The 19,454-nt window shown below is 35.3% G+C and carries 16 protein-coding genes and 2 pseudogenes; 13 read left to right on the forward strand and 5 right to left on the reverse strand.

The genetic code is table 11. The features are described from left to right. Positions 1–10: 10 nt before the first annotated feature. Complete coding sequence (locus RSTT_RS05420) at positions 11–478, reverse strand: hypothetical protein (protein WP_096525949.1); 468 nt, start codon at positions 476–478, stop codon at positions 11–13. 1,056 nt (positions 479–1,534) lie between these two features. After that, complete coding sequence (locus RSTT_RS06285) at positions 1,535–1,711, reverse strand: hypothetical protein (protein ID WP_172412890.1); 177 nt, start codon at positions 1,709–1,711, stop codon at positions 1,535–1,537. Between the two features lie 438 nt (positions 1,712–2,149). On the opposite strand from RSTT_RS06285, the gene RSTT_RS05430 reads away from it, so the two are divergent. Together RSTT_RS05430 and RSTT_RS05435 are read left to right on the forward strand one after the other, a co-directional pair. Next, positions 2,150–2,677 carry a DUF4416 family protein gene (locus RSTT_RS05430; RefSeq protein WP_096525951.1) on the forward strand — a complete coding sequence of 176 codons (528 nt, stop codon included), beginning with the start codon at positions 2,150–2,152 and terminating at the stop codon, positions 2,675–2,677. An 11-nt stretch (positions 2,678–2,688) separates the two neighbouring features. Beyond that, the gene (locus RSTT_RS05435) at positions 2,689–3,768 is read left to right on the forward strand and encodes a metallophosphoesterase (protein WP_172412891.1); all 1,080 of its coding nucleotides are present in this window, start codon (positions 2,689–2,691) and stop codon (positions 3,766–3,768) included. A gap of 164 nt (positions 3,769–3,932) precedes the next feature. On the opposite strand, the gene RSTT_RS05440 is transcribed toward RSTT_RS05435, so the two are convergent. The 3 genes from RSTT_RS05440 to RSTT_RS05450 all read right to left on the reverse strand — a co-directional run bounded on the left by RSTT_RS05440 (position 3,933) and on the right by RSTT_RS05450 (position 8,535). Next, positions 3,933–5,267 carry an SPL family radical SAM protein gene (locus tag RSTT_RS05440; RefSeq protein WP_096525953.1) on the reverse strand — a complete coding sequence of 445 codons (1,335 nt, stop codon included), beginning with the start codon at positions 5,265–5,267 and terminating at the stop codon, positions 3,933–3,935. Continuing rightward, positions 5,257–5,937 carry a phosphorylase family protein gene (locus RSTT_RS05445; protein WP_015423729.1) on the reverse strand — a complete coding sequence of 227 codons (681 nt, stop codon included), beginning with the start codon at positions 5,935–5,937 and terminating at the stop codon, positions 5,257–5,259. Before RSTT_RS05445 ends, RSTT_RS05440 begins: the two co-directional genes overlap by 11 nt. A gap of 279 nt (positions 5,938–6,216) precedes the next feature. After that, complete coding sequence (locus tag RSTT_RS05450; RefSeq protein ID WP_096525954.1) at positions 6,217–8,535, reverse strand: ATP-dependent helicase; 2,319 nt, start codon at positions 8,533–8,535, stop codon at positions 6,217–6,219. A gap of 421 nt (positions 8,536–8,956) precedes the next feature. Here RSTT_RS05450 and RSTT_RS05455 point away from each other — a divergent pair, with 421 nt between their 5' ends. From RSTT_RS05455 to RSTT_RS05510, 11 genes and pseudogenes are all read left to right on the forward strand, one after another. Continuing rightward, a complete protein-coding gene (locus tag RSTT_RS05455; protein WP_015423731.1) occupies positions 8,957–9,457 on the forward strand; it encodes a nitroreductase family protein in 501 nt (166 codons plus the stop codon). Continuing rightward, positions 9,448–11,112 carry an arginine--tRNA ligase gene (gene argS, locus RSTT_RS05460; protein ID WP_096525955.1) on the forward strand — a complete coding sequence of 555 codons (1,665 nt, stop codon included), beginning with the start codon at positions 9,448–9,450 and terminating at the stop codon, positions 11,110–11,112. The genes RSTT_RS05455 and argS overlap by 10 nt, the downstream gene beginning before the upstream one ends. Positions 11,113–11,365: 253 nt before the next feature. After that, positions 11,366–12,325: a biotin synthase BioB gene (gene bioB, locus RSTT_RS05465; RefSeq protein WP_096525956.1), complete on the forward strand. Its 960-nt coding sequence runs from the start codon at positions 11,366–11,368 to the stop codon at positions 12,323–12,325. Positions 12,326–13,161: 836 nt separating this feature from the next. Beyond that, the gene (locus RSTT_RS05470; RefSeq protein WP_096525957.1) at positions 13,162–14,472 is read left to right on the forward strand and encodes a sodium-dependent transporter; all 1,311 of its coding nucleotides are present in this window, start codon (positions 13,162–13,164) and stop codon (positions 14,470–14,472) included. Positions 14,473–14,729: 257 nt separating this feature from the next. Then, positions 14,730–15,064, forward strand: a pseudogene (locus RSTT_RS07240) (glutamine synthetase III domain-containing protein). Continuing rightward, positions 15,039–16,457, forward strand: a complete 1,419-nt coding sequence (locus RSTT_RS05485; protein WP_096525959.1) for a glutamine synthetase III domain-containing protein — start codon at positions 15,039–15,041, stop codon at positions 16,455–16,457. The pseudogene RSTT_RS07240 and the gene RSTT_RS05485 overlap by 26 nt, the downstream one beginning before the upstream one ends. Positions 16,458–16,519: 62 nt before the next feature. Continuing rightward, positions 16,520–16,789 (forward strand): hypothetical protein, encoded by a 270-nt coding sequence (locus RSTT_RS05490; protein WP_149030056.1) that lies wholly within the window; start codon positions 16,520–16,522, stop codon positions 16,787–16,789. A 434-nt stretch (positions 16,790–17,223) separates the two neighbouring features. Beyond that, positions 17,224–17,904, forward strand: a pseudogene (locus RSTT_RS05495) (DNA cytosine methyltransferase). A gap of 47 nt (positions 17,905–17,951) precedes the next feature. Next, positions 17,952–18,155, forward strand: a complete 204-nt coding sequence (locus tag RSTT_RS05500) for a hypothetical protein (RefSeq protein ID WP_149030057.1) — start codon at positions 17,952–17,954, stop codon at positions 18,153–18,155. Between the two features lie 199 nt (positions 18,156–18,354). Next, positions 18,355–18,714: a hypothetical protein gene (locus RSTT_RS06600; protein ID WP_197701998.1), complete on the forward strand. Its 360-nt coding sequence runs from the start codon at positions 18,355–18,357 to the stop codon at positions 18,712–18,714. A gap of 160 nt (positions 18,715–18,874) precedes the next feature. Next, positions 18,875–19,294 (forward strand): very short patch repair endonuclease, encoded by a 420-nt coding sequence (locus RSTT_RS05510; RefSeq protein ID WP_231941949.1) that lies wholly within the window; start codon positions 18,875–18,877, stop codon positions 19,292–19,294. The last annotated feature ends 160 nt before the right edge of the window (positions 19,295–19,454 follow it).

The following is a 19,454-nucleotide window of genomic DNA, read 5'->3' on the forward strand; positions in this document are numbered from 1 at the left end:
AAATACCGGCTCAGCTTTCCGCCTCTTGTAAGCGCTTTTTAGATTCTTTATATTTAAGCTTTTCGATGTTTTTTTCTTTTTTTAAGAAAGATATATAATCAGGAAACGCTACAATTTTTCTTGCTTTGCCAAGCCACACGTAAGCAGCCAAGTCTTTCTGAAACTTAATCTTTACGGGGTTTGCAGGAGCCGCTTTATTTATATGCCATGCCGAACCGATAATATTCTTGCTCTCAGTCGTTTTTTTATTTGCCGCTGGCATATTTCCGTATATTTTTAACTGTTGTTTCACTATTTCTTCTGCTTCTTTAGGTTCCGGAATAACGCTTATAAAATTGACATGCAGTATTGCCAGCATGCCTGGCGATTTTTCTTGAAACTCTACAAAATAGTCAGTTTTTTCGGCAAAATTCACGAAACAAAAAATATCTGTCGCAAAGATTAATGTAAAAGATACCGTAAAAAAAAAATTTTTCATTGTAAATCTTTGAAATCAATACGTACTATAAACTTTAGAAACAATCGTGAATAGCTTTAATTTTTTCAAGAATCTTCCAAAAGTGGCACTACCCTACCGCAAAAGAATTCCACCGCTTTTCGGTCATTATCTTGTTGCACCAGTACCTAAATAAAACATTATTCAAAACTAATTGTCTATACTAAAACTATAAATTAGTCCGTCCGGATAAAGCTATAGTCAAAGATTCAAGAAGAACATCACTACCTTGTTCTTTAATTCTTGAGATTATATGATATTTCACAAGGTTCTATTTTCAACAATACCCTCTATCCTCTATATATAACAAGCGAGACAAAACAATATAGACAACACAATGTAATAGCATAAAATTTCTTATCTTACAAATAATACCTTATTAAACTCATTTTTTATTTAGATTATTTTTTCATGAGAAAGACGTCATCACAGTATTAAGGATATGCATAGTCGATATTCCTTTAAGATATTCATAGCTCTCCAATTCTGTATTTCCAGTTGATTCATTATTCTCTACGTACCACAGTTCATTAATAGAACTAACCGTTATGGGGGATAGCGTTAGCGTCAGACTTCTTTCTTATAAGTTTATCACGACTGAAAAAACACAAAACGTAGTAAAACATAGTGCAACAAAACAACATACTAATCTTTTCACTTTTAATCTTTTGTCAACTCAATAAATTGATTATTTAAGAATAATATACTTATGTCGCTTTCAGGCTTTACAGTGTCTATTGCATACTCTTCGCACTATACTCTCTCTGTTCTTCTTTCTGCTTAGCAGACAAAATAAGCAAGTCTCTGGCTCTTCTCTCTGCTGTCTGGTATACCATCATTTACAACATAGTCTAAATGCTTCAATGCGACACTTTATATATTCAAGGACTTTATAGCTTGTGTACCGGCATAGAAATAGCTGCTTTAATAACAGACGTAATTATGTTTATATATTTTGAATAAGCAGGTTTAATTCTTCTTTTTTTCTATCATTTGAATGAATCCTCATTTTAGATATATTTCCCCGTCTCTTAACTCCTAAAAGAACTTAGTTTTCAGCTTTATGCTCGGAACGTGTAAGCTAAAACACTTATCTTTCGTTCCTTTTTCTTTGCCTGTCTTTATAACTTCAGCAAACATAATCTTATCGCTGTCAAAATAGATTGCTTTTTCAGTCTTAATAAGTCGCGCGGCATTGAGGACATTGCATTTCACTTCTCCAACTGTGATAAGACCCAACAGAAAGCAAGTCCGCCTAAACGGTCTTATAACTAGTTTCATAAAAACATTTTAAATTTCTTTTCGCCGCTCTTTCTTAAAAATTATCAGGTTTGTCATAGGTAGATGTTTACGCAGACACAGAGAAATAGAGTTGATGTCGTCTACTTTTATCCACCTCTCCATTCAGTATATCATCCTTTTTGTCCTCTTCACTTTCCTACTATCTTGCTGGCTATACCTCTACAAATACTATTAAATCTTTTTATCACAAATAAATTAACTACTTTTCTTAAGTCGTCCAGAGTACTTATCAACGCAACGTTTAACAGCTCCTCAAATATATAATCTAATCTTAATATACATATTTTACAATTTTAATGCTTTATAGTAAACTTTATCTGTACAAAATAAAAATGATGAGGAGTGGAAAGAATGGGCGTTATAAGCGCACCGAAAAAAGCGAAATTGTTCTGCGGTATAATTTCATCCAGTGCAGAAATAGAACAAAAATCACTTGCAGGACTTGAAAAAAAATTCGGTGAAATTGATTTGACAAGCACTGTTATACCTTTTGACTTTTCGGATTACTATAATCCCGAAATGGGCGGTAATTTGAAACGTTTTTGGATTTCGTTTAAAAAATTAATAACTGCTGCCGATATTGCCGGAATAAAAATTTTTACAAACTCAACTGAAGCCAGCTTTTCTGTAAACAACAAAAGACAGATAAATATTGATCCCGGGTATATAACTCCTGCAACCGTTATTCTCGCTACGACAAAAGATTACAGCCACAGAATTTATCTCTCCGACGGCATATACGGAGAAGTTACAGCGATATATAAAAAAGCCGCAGTTGTTAAACTTCCATGGTCATATCCCGATTACCTTTCTAACACAGCAAAGGAATTTCTTTTGAAAGCGCGGAAAGATCTTATAGAACAATTGAGAACGGCATGATGTCCATTTTAATGATACTGGTAATATACTTAACCGGATATATTTATATTGCATGGCGCGTGAATTCAGGTTTAAATATACGCAGATCTTACAGTATCTATTCATATTTGACATTTGCTGCTTTCGGAATTATAAGTATTCTTTCGCTTGCCGCCGGCCATAACAAAATTCCATTTATTTCCGCAATAGTGACTTTCGGCTTTATATGCATGGGAACCTGCGCAATAATGTTCTCTTTTCTCGTCGCAAGCGATATATTGAATTCGGTTAATTTAGTGTTTAAAGTCAGGAATTTGAGATATTATTCAACTCTGACAGCTGTAATTTTAGGCATGGCAGCATCGGTCTGGTCTTTATTGAATTTTGCGTTCATATTGAACGTAAAAGAAGTAAAAATAAAAGTTCCGCAGCTCCCTGTAGATTCCTTGAAAATAGTACAGCTTTCAGACATACATATCAGTTCGTTCACTTCATCTGAAATCATAAACAAAATTTTTGATAAGGCTATGTCTTTTAAACCCGATATGGTAGTTATTACGGGCGACGTAATAGACACTGATCTCAACAAAGACGATAAATATGTTAAATACGGTTTTAAAAAATTAAAAGCAAAATACGGCATTTTTGCCGTCTCGGGAAACCATGAATATTATGCGGGTATTGAGTCGTATTTTTCAATGCTTAAAAAATTAGGATTTAAAGCCCTTCAGAACGAAAGCACTTTGGTTGAAAATCTGGTTAATGTGGCAGGTATAAACTATATAGACTGTGACAAATCTGAAAAAATTTCAAAAGTTTTTGCCGATGCAGATAAAAATTATCCCGTAATTTTTTTAAGCCATGAGCCGAAATCTTTTGACGAAGCTTCAAAACATAGCGATATAAAAATAATACAACTTTCAGGACATAGCCATGCGGGACAGATTCCGCCTGTTGAAATAGCGAGAAAATATTTAATGAAATACAATTACGGCTTATATTATAACAACGATGCGGTTATGTACATAACTTCCGGAACGCGTTTATGGGGACCACCGATGAGGTTATTTAACACAAGCGAAATAGCAGTGATAACATTGGAACGCGGGTAAACCGAATCTATGCCTAAGGACGGACATATCCGCGGTAAGAAGTAAAAATTAGAACGCAGAGAAATTTATGTGCATTAAAATAAATGGGAAAGAACCGTAAGAAATACTTCAATCAAAAATCTGCTGTTCCGGTAATAAATTTGAAAAACTCAGTTCTTTGAGAATTAAGTTTCGAATACTGCTTTCCATACTTGACTGTCTTCCATACACAGATATACTACGGCTCTGGATTTTTTTGATTTAATAATCCGGCTTAAGTATTTATACATTTCAATTCTCAAATCTCTAAAATATCTTAATTTATGTCCTTGTTCTAAAAGAAGTTCACCGTTGAGTATTTCGATACCGGGAAAACGGTTTTCAATAACCGTTTTCTGCGTCGCCGGCATTCTCAAAGATCCCAGACTTATCCATTTTATGCTATAATTTGGCACGATGTCAAAAACCATATCTATTGTTTCTCTATATCCCTGTTTCCAGTTGTCATAATAAATTATCGGATCAAAATGAAAAGCTGTACTGAAACCGTTTAAAGCGCATTCTTTTGCTGCTTCGAGCCTTTCTTTAATTAGCGGAGTTTTAAATTCGTTGTCTTTGCTGATTCTTATTGAATTTACGCTCCATGCAACAACAATATTTTCTTTTCCTCCGCTTTCAAGCAGATTTTTGACATTTGCGCTTTTTGTTTTAAATTCAAAAAAGGTATCATTCTTTTTTTTAAAATAGCCGATTATTCTTGTTGAAAATCTTGTAATATCGTCAAAAACTAATGAATCTGTAAATTCGCCATTTCCTATTCTTTTAAAATTAAAAAACTCTTTTATCGAACCCTCAATTTTTTCATCGCAAAGATAATCTTCAATGTTGTAAGGTATGATAATACCGGCTGTATTTTGATATCCCTGCAAAAAACAATAGCTGCAGTCGTATATGCAACCCATGCCCAAATTCATAACCGAATACCCGCAGTTTACAACTCCGGAAGTACAGGGACATTTTTTAAAAAAATCATACTTTTCCTTTACAATAAACAAATTGTTGCTGCGGTTATTATAGTCTTCTACAGTAAAAGAATTATTCCTTGTAAAATTTTTTAACGACTCTACTTCGGCATACTCTGAATCGGGAAATAATGTTTTAACTCTTTCAAAAAGAGGAGTTATACCGGCGTCTGATTCGTAATAAATATTTTTCGGATAAAATTTCCGTGATTTTAAATCAGCTTTTAACAAAATATCAGTTTCATATTCAGGCAGATAAAAAGAACTTAAGGGAATTTTGTTGAAAGTCCCGGGGTATCTGCGTTTGAGAAGAAACTCTTTGACTGATTTATAGTCTTTTCTGTGAAAATCATTCAAAAGACTCTCAATTTTTACCTTTTCAATTTTTGATATTTCACTTAACAGCCGCAATATCTCTCTAGATTTATTGACTCCGAAATTGGGAAACCTATTTTTAAAAGCCTTGCCCTCACTTAAATTTTCCGTATTATTTTTCATTGCAGAACCTTAAAATCATATCTGCGAGTTTTTTTCTTGACGCGACTATTTTTCTCTTTAAAGATTCAGCGCCAATATCGGTTGTAAAGCCCCGTCCGACTAAATCTGTAACGTACATAAAACAAACGGCATTTCTCTTTATTCTTTTTGCCGCAGACAAAATTATTGAAGATTCCATATCTACAGCCGATATTTCCTTTTCTCTAAACCAATCTGAAAAATTTGATTCCAGTGCTAAAGAGCCAACGCAGGCGGAATTTGTTTCCATTAAATTTTCACGGCAGTTTTTTTTGTAAAAATCAGAAAGCAAACCTTTTGACGACCGGTAATATTCGGGATTTTTATCACAGTTTAACATCTTTGAAAAGCTTTCCAGATTATAGGCTTTGTCAACTGCTATTAAGTCGCCGTATTCTGTGCTGCCAAAGCCGCCACATCTTCCGAAAAGAAAAATGTTTTTACATTTTGTGTGTTCTAAATGCAGGATTGTGTCTCCCGCAAGAAAATTATTTTTTAAAGCAATAATGGTCGCATTGCCGGCATCTGCATATTTGACAAAAAGCCCGCTGGAAGTTTTGTCTGTAAAGGTCGAAATATCAAAACTCTGGCATATAATACAGTTTGGTCTTATATTTTTTTCAACAGTACAGAAATATTTTTTAAAATCCATGCAGACATTTTATAAAATTGCTGAAATTTTACAAAATCTCCGCCAAAGATATATATATATCATGCAGGAGAAAAATTAACGATACGTTTGGCGACGGTAATAGTCTTTTTCAGAAGTTTAAAGTAATTATGGGCAGAGATCCGTCCTGAAACTGCTAAATGTGCCGAAAGTTAGGAACGGGAGCAAAGCAATTATGCTGTCTTTCGGGAGACAGTTAATGAGATCTTTAAGCCTTAAAATCTCCCGATATCTCCGGGATTTGCATGGAAATCCGCAATATTAAATTAAAGTGAGATTGGCTATTCTTGCGAGCAGTTTTTTCCACTGTCCAGTTTCAAATAAAACTACAAGTTTTAAATCGTTTCCCACACCGCTTTTTTCAATAATTTTACCTCTGCCGAAAACAGGATGCGAGACCGCCGTTCCTATTTTGTACGGACTCAAATCTTCAGCGGGATTATCAAACCGTTCAGCTTTTGTTATCTCCCCACCGGACGACATATAACCGTAACTCCCGGCGTTTGTATACACTATTTCGGCTTTAAAAGATTTTTTATTAAAACTTCGGAAATTTTGTTCACGACCGAAACCGTCGCTATGTATTATTGTCCTGTTAAATCCTTGACTCAATCTATTTTGAAAATTCTGTTTTCGGTTTTGTTCCATTTCGGCAGACTCGTCTTTAAATCCCGCTTCCGCAATAAAGCGTGACGGCATATTCCATATTATCTTGCCGTAAACTTTTCTTTCTGTCGACCAGCACAAATACAAACATTTTCTCGCTCTTGTCATTCCCACATACATAAGTCTTCTTTCCTCTTCCAGCTCTTTGTCATTAAAAGCGGATTCCCCCATAGGAAACAATCCCTCTTCAAGTCCGCAGATGAAAACATTGTCAAATTCCAGTCCCTTAGCTAAATGCAGAGTCATTAAAGTAACTTTTCCTTTTGATTCGTCAGGAGAATCTGCATCGTTCATCAAGGCAATCTGCGTCAAATATCCGGCAAGCGATTTATCAAGCGAACGGTTTTTTTCAAAGTCATCAACAGCGGATATCAATTCTTGTATATTTTCTATTTTTATCTTCGATTCGGGCGTGTTTTCCGCCTCAAGTTCTTTTAAATATTCGGAATCTGTTATGACTTTTTCGACTATCAGTTTAACAGAACCACTGTTTTTTAATGTGGAAAAATCTTTTATAAACTGCGCAAAAGAATTCAAAGCTTCTACCGGTCCTTTGGTTAAACCCGCCTCCTGCGCAAAAGGTACGGACTGCCAGATAGACATATTTTTAAGCTGAGCAAAATTTTCGAGAGTTTCTATAGATGTTTTCCCGATTCCTCTTCTGGGAATATTTATAACTCTTTTAAAACTCACATTGTCGTTCGGGTTGTATATAAGTTTTAAGTAAGCTATGACGTCTTTAATCTCTGCACGGTCATAAAACCGCAGCGTGCCTACAATGGCATAAGGTATGCGGGATAATCTGAACGTGTCTTCAAATGTACGGGACTGCGCATTTGTCCTGTAAAAAACTGCATAATCTGAAAATTTACATTTATTGTCGTATGCATTCGAATAAATTAACTCAGCAACTTTTACAGCCTCGTCGTTTTCATTTACGGCTTTTAAAACTGTTACGGATCCGTTGTCGGGATTCTGCGTCCATAACCGTTTTGATATTCTTGCATTGTTGTACTTTACAACTTGGTTAGCCGTCGATAAAATTTTCGGAGTTGACCTGTAATTTTGCTCTAATTTCACCGATTTAGCGTTCGGATAATCCTTTTCAAAATCCAGAATATTATTTATGTCAGCTCCTCTCCATGAATAGACTGACTGATCATCGTCGCCGACGACGCATACATTATGGTATTTCCCTGCAAGCAGCTTTATAAATATATATTGCGCGTGGTTTGTATCCTGATATTCATCCACCATAATATACTTGTATTTCTCCCGATAATGCTCCAGCAGCTCCGAATGCCGCTGCAAAGCTGAAACAGTCCGCATTATCAGATCGCCAAAATCCATAGCGTCTGCTCTTTCCAATTTCTTCTGATATAGTTCGTAAATTTTTGCCACTGTAATCCCGAAAAAATCGCCCGCAGATTCAGCTTCGGCTACCATATCAGACGGAAATTTTAAATTGTCTTTTGCACGACTTATTTTATCTGCTATTATTGAAAGCTTGAATTTTTTCTCGTCAATACTTAGTTCTTTTACACAATCCTTGACTACGCTTTTCTGATCGATGAAATCGTATATTAAAAAATAGGGATTTAAGCTGATTCTTGAAGCTTCAGCACGCAGAAAATGAGCGCAGAACGAGTGGAATGTTGATACCCATACGTTTACCCCTACCCCCGGGATAAGATCAGATATTCTTTTCTTCATTTCCGAAGCAGCTTTGTTGGTAAATGTGACAGCCAAAACAGATTGCGACACAACGCCTAAAGAAAGCAGATATGCAATTCTATGCGTGATGACTCTGGTTTTGCCTGTTCCTGCCCCAGCGAAGATTATCAAAGGACCCTCGGTGCAAAGAACGGCTTCTGCCTGAGAAGGATTTAAATTTTTAGTCAACATTTCTTTCATTTCTTATATGTTTTCACCGCGTCACTGTTTTCTTCAGTCATAAAGACAAAAGAAAAAATTAAATGTTTATTGCGAAATTATACACTCTCATATCCGCGCTTGCATTTTTTTACCCTCCGTCTCCTTAAGACTTTGCATCAACGGATTTAAATGTGCCTATATTATAGCAAAAAATTGCCTGTCAGCCCATCCTAGAAGTATATGCCCCTATATGAAAATTTTGATATAATTAATTAAAAGTAATATTCGGACGGTATAGACCAGTCAAAAAAAAAAATTTTATATTGTCTGTCTTTTTCTAAAATGCACTACTTTTGAAGAATACTGAAAGAAAGAACAAAAGACAGAATGCAAGAGATAAAGTCTGCTTAATATAACAAAAAGAATCGGAAACAATATTAAACACTACAGGAGAAACTAAATGGATATTTTACTTGAAAGGAAAAGCGTCCGCAAATATACAGACGAAGACGTTAAAAAAGAGGATTTAGATTATATTTTGTGCGCCGCCATGTCTGCTCCTACAGCGAGAAATACGAGATGTTACTCTTTTATCGTAATAAAAGACAAAGAAACGCACAAAAAAATTGCTTCTCTACACCGCGCCGCACAGATGATTTTGCAGGCTCCTTTAGCGATTTTGGTCGTAGGCGATCAAAATGCCGCTTTTGAAAGATACCTGCCTCAAGATTGTGCGGCAGCAACCCAAAATATACTCCTTGCGGCTACTGCAAGAGGATATGGGTCGGTTTGGTGCGGCGTTTACTCTAATGAAGAAAGATCAAAAGCTATGGAGAAACTTTTTAATCTTCCCGAAAATATAAAAGCCTTTTCTCTCGCCGTCATAGGAAAATCGGCGGACAACAATCCGCCGAAAAACAGCTGGCAACCTGAAAAGATTAAGTATGAAGTATGGAAATGATAAGACAAAAAATAAAAGACAGTTTAAAAGTTATAATCGCAAAATATTTACAGGGTAAGGGAATAACGGACAGACTGAACTTTACCTTAGAGATTCCACCGAGAAATATCGATGCCGATTTTGCTTTTAATGCAGCAATGCTTATAGCAAAAAAAGTTAAAATAAATCCTAGAACCGTCGCTCAGGAACTCATAGATATTACGGTTAAAGAAATTCCGGAACTTATAGAAAAAGCTGAAATCGCCGGAGCGGGTTTTATTAATCTGCGTATTAAAAATGAAATTCTTTACAAAGAACTTGAGACAATTCTTAGAGAAAAAGATAAGTACGGCAGCTTTCCTGAAAACAATAAAGAGAAAATTCTGGTGGAATTTGTTTCGGCAAATCCTACCGGACCTTTACATATCGGACACGGACGCGGCGCCGCGATAGGTGATTCCATTGTAAGAATATTAAAACATCTGGGATATGATGTTATAAAAGAATATTATTTAAACGACTACGGAAACCAAATGCTTGTTCTGTCGAAATCTGTGGAAATTCGTTTTAGGCAGCTTAAGGGAGAGAAAATTGATTTCCCTGCAGACCACTATCAGGGCAGCTATATCATTGATATTGCAAAACGTCTTATTTCTGAAAACAGAGATATTGATGAAGTAAATTTTAAATATGAATCCGTAAAAGAGATTCTGTCCTGGATAAAGGACGATCTTAAGGATTTTGCAGTAGAGTTTGACGACTGGTTTTCAGAGACTAAAATAACTGCCGATAAGGATAAAAATGGTAAAACAGAAGTTGATAAGACATGCGAATATCTGCTTGCGAAAGGCAACGCTTATGTAAAAGGCGACGCATTATGGCTTGCTTCAACAAAATTCGGAGATGACAAAGACAGAGTCTTAAAAAGAAGCGATGGCAGATATACTTATCTTGCTTCTGATGCTGCGCATCACAAAAACAAGTTTGAACGAGGTTTTACAAAACTTGCCAATCTTTGGGGTGCAGACCATCACGGATATGTCGCAAGAATAAAAGCTTGCGTACAAATGCTGGGTTTTGATAAGGAAGCGCTAGATATTATTCTTTATCAGTTTGTCTCGCTTGTAAGAAACGGACAGTCCGTAACTATGTCAACTCGTACAGGCGAGTTTATAACTTTAAAAGAAGTTGCAGACGAAGTCGGAAAAGACGCATGCAGATTTTTCTTTTTAATGCGCGCTCCCGATTCACAGATTGAATTTGATCTGGAACTTGCAAAAAAACAGTCAAGCGAAAATCCGGTTTTTTATGTTCAGTATGTCAATGCAAGATGCAGTTCTATTATAAGGGAGAGTAAAAACAGAAGCGGTATTACATCAGAAATCAAAAATATAAATTTTTCTTTACTTAACACAAAAGAAGAAAGAGATTTAATAAAACAGCTTGCGGCGTTTTGCGATACGCTTGCCTTATCTGAAAAAACTATGAGTCCGCATCATTTTACGGTCTATTTGATTGAACTTGCCGATATATTTCACAAATTCTATGAGAATTATCGCGTTTTGACCGGTGACGCAAATCTTACTTCGGCAAGACTTAAACTAATTGAAGGCGTTGCGATAATAATTAAAAATGGGTTAAATCTTTTGGGGGTTTCCGTTCCGGATAAAATGTAAATTAAAACAGAAAAGATAAGATTCAACAACTCACAATATATTCTCAAATATATCCGTTATTCATTTTTCTAGTCAATAATTTCAACTTTCTAAAAGACGAAAGGCCATAATTAATAACTAACCTAAGTTATTCAAAAATTGAATACCGGCTGAAAAAGTCTACAGTCTTATACTCATTTAGTCAATCTCATATATTTTAAGGTTGACAATTTTATTTACATATTGTAAAATTTATTTGAAGAAGAAAATACAAATGGAAAATTTAATACTTGAAATTATAAGCGGTAAACAGGTCACAAAAGAAGAAGCTCTAAAATTTTTTGATTTTGAACTCGAAGAAATTTTTTTTGCGGCTACAAAAATACGCAGAAAATACAAGGGCAACAAAGTAAAAGTTTGTTCTATCATAAACGCAAAATCAGGACAGTGCAGCGAAGACTGCAGATTTTGCACTCAATCGGCTTTTAATAAAACCGATGTGAAAGTATATTCTCTTACAGATACTGAAAAAATAAAAGAATTTTCCACTAAAGCGTTAGAAAATGTGGGATGTTTCGGCATTGTTTCAAGCGGCAATTCTTTAAACGATGTTGAAATAGAAAAACTTTGCGAAATGTTTAAAAATCATAAGAAAGTATCGCATTTGGGCGTTTCCATAGGCAAAATATCAGACGAAACTTTTCTTAAACTTAAAGAAGCCGGCATAAAAAAAATGCATCATAACCTTGAAACGTCTGAAAATTTTTATCCCAATATTTGTTCTACGCACAACTATCAGGAAAGAGTCGACACGATAAAAAGAGCCAAAAAATTCGGTTTTGAAATCTGTTCCGGCGGACTTTTCGGTATGGGCGAAAGTCTTAAGGATAGAATAGATTTGGCATTTACTTTAAAAGCTCTCGACGCTAATAGCATTCCGATGAACTTTTTAATGCATATCAAAGGCACAGCACTCGAACACCTGCCTGCATTGCCGCCCGTTGAAATTTTAAAAACAATAGCAGTTTTCAGAATAATTTTGAAAACTCCAGATATTATGATTTGCGGCGGCAGAGAAGTAAATCTGAGAGATTTACAATCTTGGATATTTCAAGCAGGTGCAAACGGTATGATGACCGGCGGCTATCTCACCACAATAGGCAGAGACATAACTTCCGACAAACAAATGATAAAAGATTTAGGCTTAGAAATAGAACCTAACCATACCTACTAAAATCCCTTTTATATTTCTTATATATACTACTTACATAACATTTTCTGTCATGTTGATGGGACAAAATCTCCTCAACATCTTGTATTCCCCTGCCCGAAAACTGCGTCTTTTACCAACGACTTAACGCTGGATTTTTCAATCAATAGATATATGTTTAACTCTGCCGTTTTTTAATATTCAATGCGGCGAAAAACTCCTCTTCTCCGCTGTAAAAAGGTACAAGCATAGACTAAGACAAGAACTTCGGCAACGCGAAAAAATATCTTCTCTGTGATCTAAGGGAACGAAGTCTCCGAAACATCCAGTCTTTTCCTGTTCTATTCAAGACAGCAAACGCAAGAAAAAACTATATAGAGTTCTCCTCTATATCAACTTCTTTCTTTTAAGCTCCAGACGAGACAAAAAACTTGGAATTCAAAAACTTCCAATGTAACACGAACTGATTTGCCGGCAAATATTTTGTTTCCATCTTTTTTATTACAGACATCGCTGTACAATAAAAGCTTGCAACTTATGCTTATAATACCTTCTACTTATAGGTTGTCCTAAAAACCAAATAAGCCGCATTTTTGAGAGCTAATTTCGGGACAATAAAAGGAAAATATAACTGATTAAAAAAAACAGATAAGAAAGTAAGAAATATCAAAGTGTTATATAAACTCCGCTGATGAAAAACACAATATGTAACGCATAACATAAATTTACTTGATAAAATAAGAAAAATTTTTTACAATACCACTTATCTTTATTTATAATTTATATGAAAAAATAGTTTTTTTGACCTGCAAAGAAAAAGATTAAAAAATTTATAAGAACACACTGGAGAAACAGCAATTATGAGTGCTATCAAAGATTCTTTTTCATCAAAATGGGGCTTGATTTTTGCTGCCGCAGGTTCGGCTATAGGTTTGGGGAATATATGGCTTTTTCCATATCGCGTAGGAGAACTGGGCGGAGCAGCATTTATAATTCCTTACATTACCTGTTTGCTTGTTTTGGGATTTATTGCAGTAATCGGAGAAGTGTCTATCGGCAGACTTACGGGATCAGGTCCTGTCGGAGCTTTTAAAAAAGTTCTGGAAATACGGGGCAAAAACGGAAAAATGGGAGAGATTTTCGGATGGATATGTGTTTTAGTTTCTTTGATACAAGCAGTAGGTTATACTTTGGTAGTATCATGGGTAGTGCGTTTTCTGGTAGGGTCGGCTACCGGTTCGGCTTTTAATGCGACTGACAGCTCTCAATATTTTGATTTCGTCAACAACAGCCAACCCTTATTATGGATCATCATCACTGTGCTTACTACCGGTATAGCCATAGTAAAAGGCATTGAAAAAGGCATTGAAAGATGTTGTAAATTTATGATTCCTGCAGTTATTATTCTGCTTTTGGTCTTGGCAATAAGAGTTATTTTTCTGCCGCATGCTTTGGAAGGATACAAATATCTTCTTACCCCTAGATGGGAATTTCTATTTGATCCCAGAACGTGGATGCTGGCTCTGGGACAGGTTTTTTACTCACTGTCAATAAGAGGATCGACTATGGTAGTATACGGTTCTTACTCAAATAAGAGCGACGATATAATTTCTTCCGCAAAGAATATTGTAGTTTTAGATACAATGGCTTCAATAATTGCAGCTTTGCTAATAATTCCCGCTGTATTTGCTTTCGGCAAAGACATCAAAGCCGGACCCGCTCTTATGTTTATAACAATGCCTGATATTTTTAAAGGCATACCTTTGGGACAATTTTTCATGTTTATTTTCTTTATTGCGGTATTTTCTGCCGCGATTACCTCGCTTATAGGCATGTTTGAAGTCGTGGTTGAAGTAATGCAAAATAAACTTAAAATTTCCAGGCTTTGGGCCGTAGCCGCTGTCTGCGTAATAACGGCATTTATGTGCAATATTTTTGTAGTGGGAAATATCAGATGTGTCATTGATATTCTTGAAATCCATTTAATCCCGTTTTGCGCTTTAGTCAGCGGTATTTTCTTTTTTTGGATTGTTCCAAAAAGCATGGTTTTTCAGGAAATTCAAAGTGGACGCTCTAAACCGATCGGTACATGGACTATACCTATAGGACGCTACGTTCTCTGCAGTATCGTAATTATAGTTTACATCCTCAATATCCTTCAAGTGAAATAACAGGCTTAAATAAAATATAAAGCGACAAAGAACGCCGGAGATTAAAATTTTCGGCGTTTTTTCCGCATCCTTGACCCAATTTTGGCAAAAAACAACAAAATCATAAATAAACAATCTAAAACTTTATATATTTTCATGTTGACATCATATCCGGCAAAATGTTAAATTAATGTACATTTTTACAAAGATAGTAAGAAGGAGAATTTATGCGATCAATTCATGATTACTATGCTGAATTAGTATTCACAAAGAAAGTAATGGAACAAAAATCAAGTAAAAATATTTACAAAAAACTTACAGCGGCTATTGAAAATTTGGAATCTTTAGATCAGTCAATAGCGGGTGAAGTTTGCGCACGCAATGAAAGAATGGGCGCTCGAAAACGGTGCAACGCATTTTACACATTGGTTTCAGCCTCAAAGAGTGTTGGCACCGCTCAGAAACACGATTCATTTATAGATTACAGAGTGCTGACGGAGAAATAATAGAGAGATTCTCAGCTTCCCAGCTTGTCCAATCTGAACCTGACGCTTCTTCTTTTCCATCAGTCGGAATAAGGTCAACCTTTGAAGCAAGAGGATATACCGCATGAGGGGAGGGATCCCACATCTCCTGTATTTCTTCTTGAAGCAGGGAAAACAAAGGTTCTGGTAATTCCTTCAGTTTTCCTTTCATGGACCGGAGAAGTTCTCGATCTTAAAACGCCTCTGCTCAGACCCCTTACCGCTTTAAACGAAAAATTAATAAATCTTCAGAAACTGCTTGGAAATAAAAACGCAAAATATATAAAAGTTTTTGCAGGCATTGAACAGAAATATTTTCTCCTTTCAAAAGAAATAGTAAAATCAAGACCTGATATCGCGATTACCGGAAGAACTCTTTTCGGCAATACGCCTGCAAAAGGGCAACAAATGGAAGACCACTACTTTGGAAATATTAAAGGGAATATTTTAGAATTCATGGAAGATGTCGATCATGAACTATATCGAAAAGGCATCCCGCTAAAAACAAGACACAATGAAGTCGCTCCAAACCAGTTTGAACTGGCGCCTCTCTATCAGGAAGAAAATCTAGCAATAGACCACAACTTACAGATAATGGAAACTCTTATAAAAGTTGCCGATAAGCACAATATGGTTGCTCTATCGCACGAAAAACCGTTTGCGGGAGTAAACGGCTCGGGAAAACATTTCAATTGGTCTATAGTCGATAATACCGGTACAAACTATTTTGAACCTTCAAAATCTCCGCTTAAGAACATATCGTTTCTTTTAGCCATCAGCGCAGTATTGCTTGGCATAAAGAAATTCGGCGGAATCTTAAGAGCAAGCGTTGCAGACGCTGGTAACGACTACAAACTAGGCGCAAATGAAGCTCCGCCGGCAATTATGTCCGTTTACTTAGGCGAATCTATAAACGATCTTTTAGATTCAATAGAAAAAGCAAGCACAATAAATGAAAAAGAAGTAAACGAAATTACGCTGGGCATACAGAATCTTCCGAAAGTCAATAAGGATTATTCCGACAGAAATAGAACTTCGACTGTCGCCTTCACTGGCAACAAGTTTGAATTCAGAGCACTCGGATCCTCATCAAGTCCGGCAGAGTCGGGAACTACGCTTAATCTTATTGCGGCTTACGGATTTGACGAAATATACAAGAGAATTGAAGCAAAGAAAGGCGATGACGTAAAAAGGAAAGCTTTAGAAGTGGTAAAAGAAATAATTACGGAAACAAAAGACATCAGATTTGAGAAAAACGGATATTCTCAGGACTGGCATGAAGAAGCCGTAAAAAGAGGACTGCCTAATGCAAAGAATACTCCGCAGGCATTGAAACTTTTTCTTACTGACGATGTAATAAAAGTTTTTTCAAAATATAACATATTAACCGAAAGAGAATTAAGGTCAAAAATCGAGGTAAAACTTGAAGGCTATGTAAAAAGACAAAAGAGATTGAATACAAATATGCGGAAAAAGTTGTAAACACTCTCCTACTTCCTGCAATTCTTAAACATATAAATCTTTTGGCAAAGGCAAACAAAAACTTGGGCAAGTTCAACATAAAGCCAGAAATATTCTCAAAAGAGTTAAAAATTTTCATTAAACTTTACGACGATATAAAAAAATATTGTATTGATCTGGATAGTTTTCTTGCTGCAGATCACAGTGATATTACCGCAACAACCGATGAATTTTCATCTAAAGGCACAGAAATTCTGACAAAATTAAGAGACAAAGTTGACACTGCTGAGGATTTGGTTGCAGACGAGTTCTGGCCAATGGCAAGTTATCAGAAACTTTTGAACGCTTTTTAATGAAAAAATGCCCGAAAACTTATAAGATTTCAAAAGAGACAAGACACTGCACAAAAGCAAAACGTTTAGGTTAAATCGTAGAAGTTTAGTACATATTTGGAAAAAATAAAATAGTCAATATATAGACAATAAAGGATATTTTGCAGTAGTTGATATATAATTACGTGAACTTGCTTTATAACTTAGTTATAAAATGATAGGTAAGTTCCATTTAAAAAATATTGATACGTAGACTTGAACTACTATTATGCACGACTGACGTCAACAAAAGCAAAAGCAGAAAAATAAATAAAAAGAACTATACATATCGTATATATGCAGTTGGCACAAAATCAACATCAAAAGTCCTCTAATATCATTAGAGGACTTTGAAATTAAAGGAAAAATCAAGGTTACATTTGACTTTCGCTTTTGTATTTTTAGAGGAGTATTACATGTATAAATTTATAGATTTGCTCTGCGGCATCGGCGGATTTAGGGTTGCTTTAGAAAAAAGAGGATTAGAGTGCGTTTTTTCAAGCGACATAGATACTTATGTACAAGAAGCCTATAAAAAAAATTTTGGGGAAAAACCAAGCGGAGATATTACGTAAATAAGCGAAAAAGAAATCCCCAAACACGATATCTTATGTGCGGGTTTTCCCTGTCAATCTTTTAGCATATCAGGCAAAATGGGAGGCATTTCAGGTCCTAGAGGTCGTTTATTTTATGAAATACATAGAATAGTCGACTATCATAAACCTTATATTCTGCTTTTAGAAAATGTAAAAAATATATTAACTATTGACGGCGGAAACGTTGGAAAAACTATAGAGAGCAGGCTTGACGAGTTGGGTTATATTTTACATAAAAATATTTTAAACGCTTCGTACTTTGGAATTCCTCAAGCTAGAGAAAGAGTATATTTTGTAGCTTTAAGAAAAGATATGAAAACGTCCAATAAAAGAGCTTTAGACTATAATACTCCTAAAGCAAATCGTAAAAATATATTTTTAGAAGATATTTTAGAGACTAATGTGGATGCAGATTTCTTTATAAATAGAAAGGATATTCGCGTATTAAAGAAGGAATATGAAGTGGAAAACAAACTAGAGCCTAAGGGTCGGTATTGTTAGAAAGGATTTACAGCCCAAAAAGGACGCGCTATAACTCAATCGGCTTGTTGGTTGGCGGCGTTGGAGCAAGAACGGGACTTTACAAAACTTTGCAAGGCATTAGACGCCTTACGATAACGGAAGCTAAGAAAGTTATGGATTCCCCGTCTATCACATTGTTAGCGAAGGAGTGCAGGGGTATCGACAGTTGGGGAATGGCCGTAGTGCCGGAAATGATAGGACATGTTTACGATAGTATAAAGGTGTTATAAAATGACAAACGAAAAAATAGAAACTTTCTTGCGGGACGAAATATAGAATATGCAATTAAAACCAGTATTGTTGACCGAAAAAGTGTAATTGATAAGATAAAACAGAAATTTAATATAAGCGGAGAACTAGAAAATGCTTCGCTGGCGGGGATATATGGTGATAAGTCTGACTTAAGAATAGCCTTTACTTGCGGTCATTATGTCGAGGCTAATATTAAAAGGATATAAATTAGGGTTTAATCAGCTCACAAGGACATCCGTAGCTAGATTTTGCGAAATTTTTGGATTAGATAACGAATATAAGCAAGAATTGGAAAATATTGTTGTGGCAAAAGTCCGCAGTCCTAAAAATCCATTATTTTCAGAGCAAAACCGGAATAAATGGGGTAATTTTTTCAGAGAGAAAGCAAAAGATTTATTGAAGTGGGGATTTGCAAAGAACTCAAGCAGAGAAATTTTAATCCTTTACGATAGATGCACTTCTATCGTAAGAATTTATGCGATGAAAGAAGTTTTGTCCAAACTATCTACTGAAATCCGATTTACAAAAGGCGTTTAACATAGGGGAATGCGTATCTTTTCAAAGAAAAGGTGGTATAAGTAGGGATATTCCAAAAACAAGCATTAAACATCCCGGAAATAACATTCAATTAAAGCTAAAAACATACAAAATGATAGAGCTTTTAGAAAATATAAAACTAGATGAATATCGAATATGAGTGATATTTTTAACAAAAAAACGCTCTGCAATAATGAGTTGCGTAAGGTCGTCAAAAAATAATTCTACAGAGTTAAAACTAATCTCTATATTTAAGGAATACGCTATAAAAGACTGGCAACGTAATTATAAACTTGAGGGTAAACCTGATTTTGTATTTAAGAATGGCAAGAAAGTTGTTTTTACAGACGGCTGTTTTTGGCACGGGCATAAATGTAGGAATACAATGCCAAAGGATAATAGCGAATACTGGACTGCTAAAATAATAAGAAACAAAATAAGAGATAAAGAAGTATCAAAGATATTAAAAGAAAAGGGCTGGCAAGTAATAAGAATTTGGGAATGCGAATTGAATAATAAACATAGAGCAAAGCTATTAAGAAAACTATTGCCCACTCTGCAAAGTCAACCTGTTAAGTGAATATTTATTTTTGCTTTCCACCGTGGCAGCAGTTAATGTTTACGAATTTAAATTAAGATCTCGCAACTAATCTGCAGGCTCTTTCTTTATGTATATATTTGCCATTTTAAAACCAAAATGTTGATAAATAAGGTCTCAAGGCTAAAGGACAAAAAATGTA

The sequence above is a fragment of the Candidatus Endomicrobiellum trichonymphae genome (assembly GCF_002355835.1).
Lineage (GTDB): Bacteria > Elusimicrobiota > Endomicrobiia > Endomicrobiales > Endomicrobiaceae > Endomicrobiellum > Endomicrobiellum trichonymphae.

Coding starts and splice junctions, on each gene's coding strand:
- RSTT_RS05420 (WP_096525949.1), bottom strand. CDS start 478: ATGAAAAATTTTTTTTTTACGGTATCTTTTACATTAATCTTTGCGACA.
- RSTT_RS05445 (WP_015423729.1), bottom strand. CDS start 5,937: ATGGATTTTAAAAAATATTTCTGTACTGTTGAAAAAAATATAAGACCA.
- RSTT_RS05455 (WP_015423731.1), top strand. CDS start 8,957: ATGGATATTTTACTTGAAAGGAAAAGCGTCCGCAAATATACAGACGAA.
- RSTT_RS05440 (WP_096525953.1), bottom strand. CDS start 5,267: ATGAAAAATAATACGGAAAATTTAAGTGAGGGCAAGGCTTTTAAAAAT.
- RSTT_RS05435 (WP_172412891.1), top strand. CDS start 2,689: ATGATACTGGTAATATACTTAACCGGATATATTTATATTGCATGGCGC.
- RSTT_RS05470 (WP_096525957.1), top strand. CDS start 13,162: ATGAGTGCTATCAAAGATTCTTTTTCATCAAAATGGGGCTTGATTTTT.
- RSTT_RS05430 (WP_096525951.1), top strand. CDS start 2,150: ATGGGCGTTATAAGCGCACCGAAAAAAGCGAAATTGTTCTGCGGTATA.
- argS (WP_096525955.1), top strand. CDS start 9,448: ATGGAAATGATAAGACAAAAAATAAAAGACAGTTTAAAAGTTATAATC.
- RSTT_RS05450 (WP_096525954.1), bottom strand. CDS start 8,535: ATGAAAGAAATGTTGACTAAAAATTTAAATCCTTCTCAGGCAGAAGCC.
- RSTT_RS06600 (WP_197701998.1), top strand. CDS start 18,355: ATGTCGAGGCTAATATTAAAAGGATATAAATTAGGGTTTAATCAGCTC.
- bioB (WP_096525956.1), top strand. CDS start 11,366: ATGGAAAATTTAATACTTGAAATTATAAGCGGTAAACAGGTCACAAAA.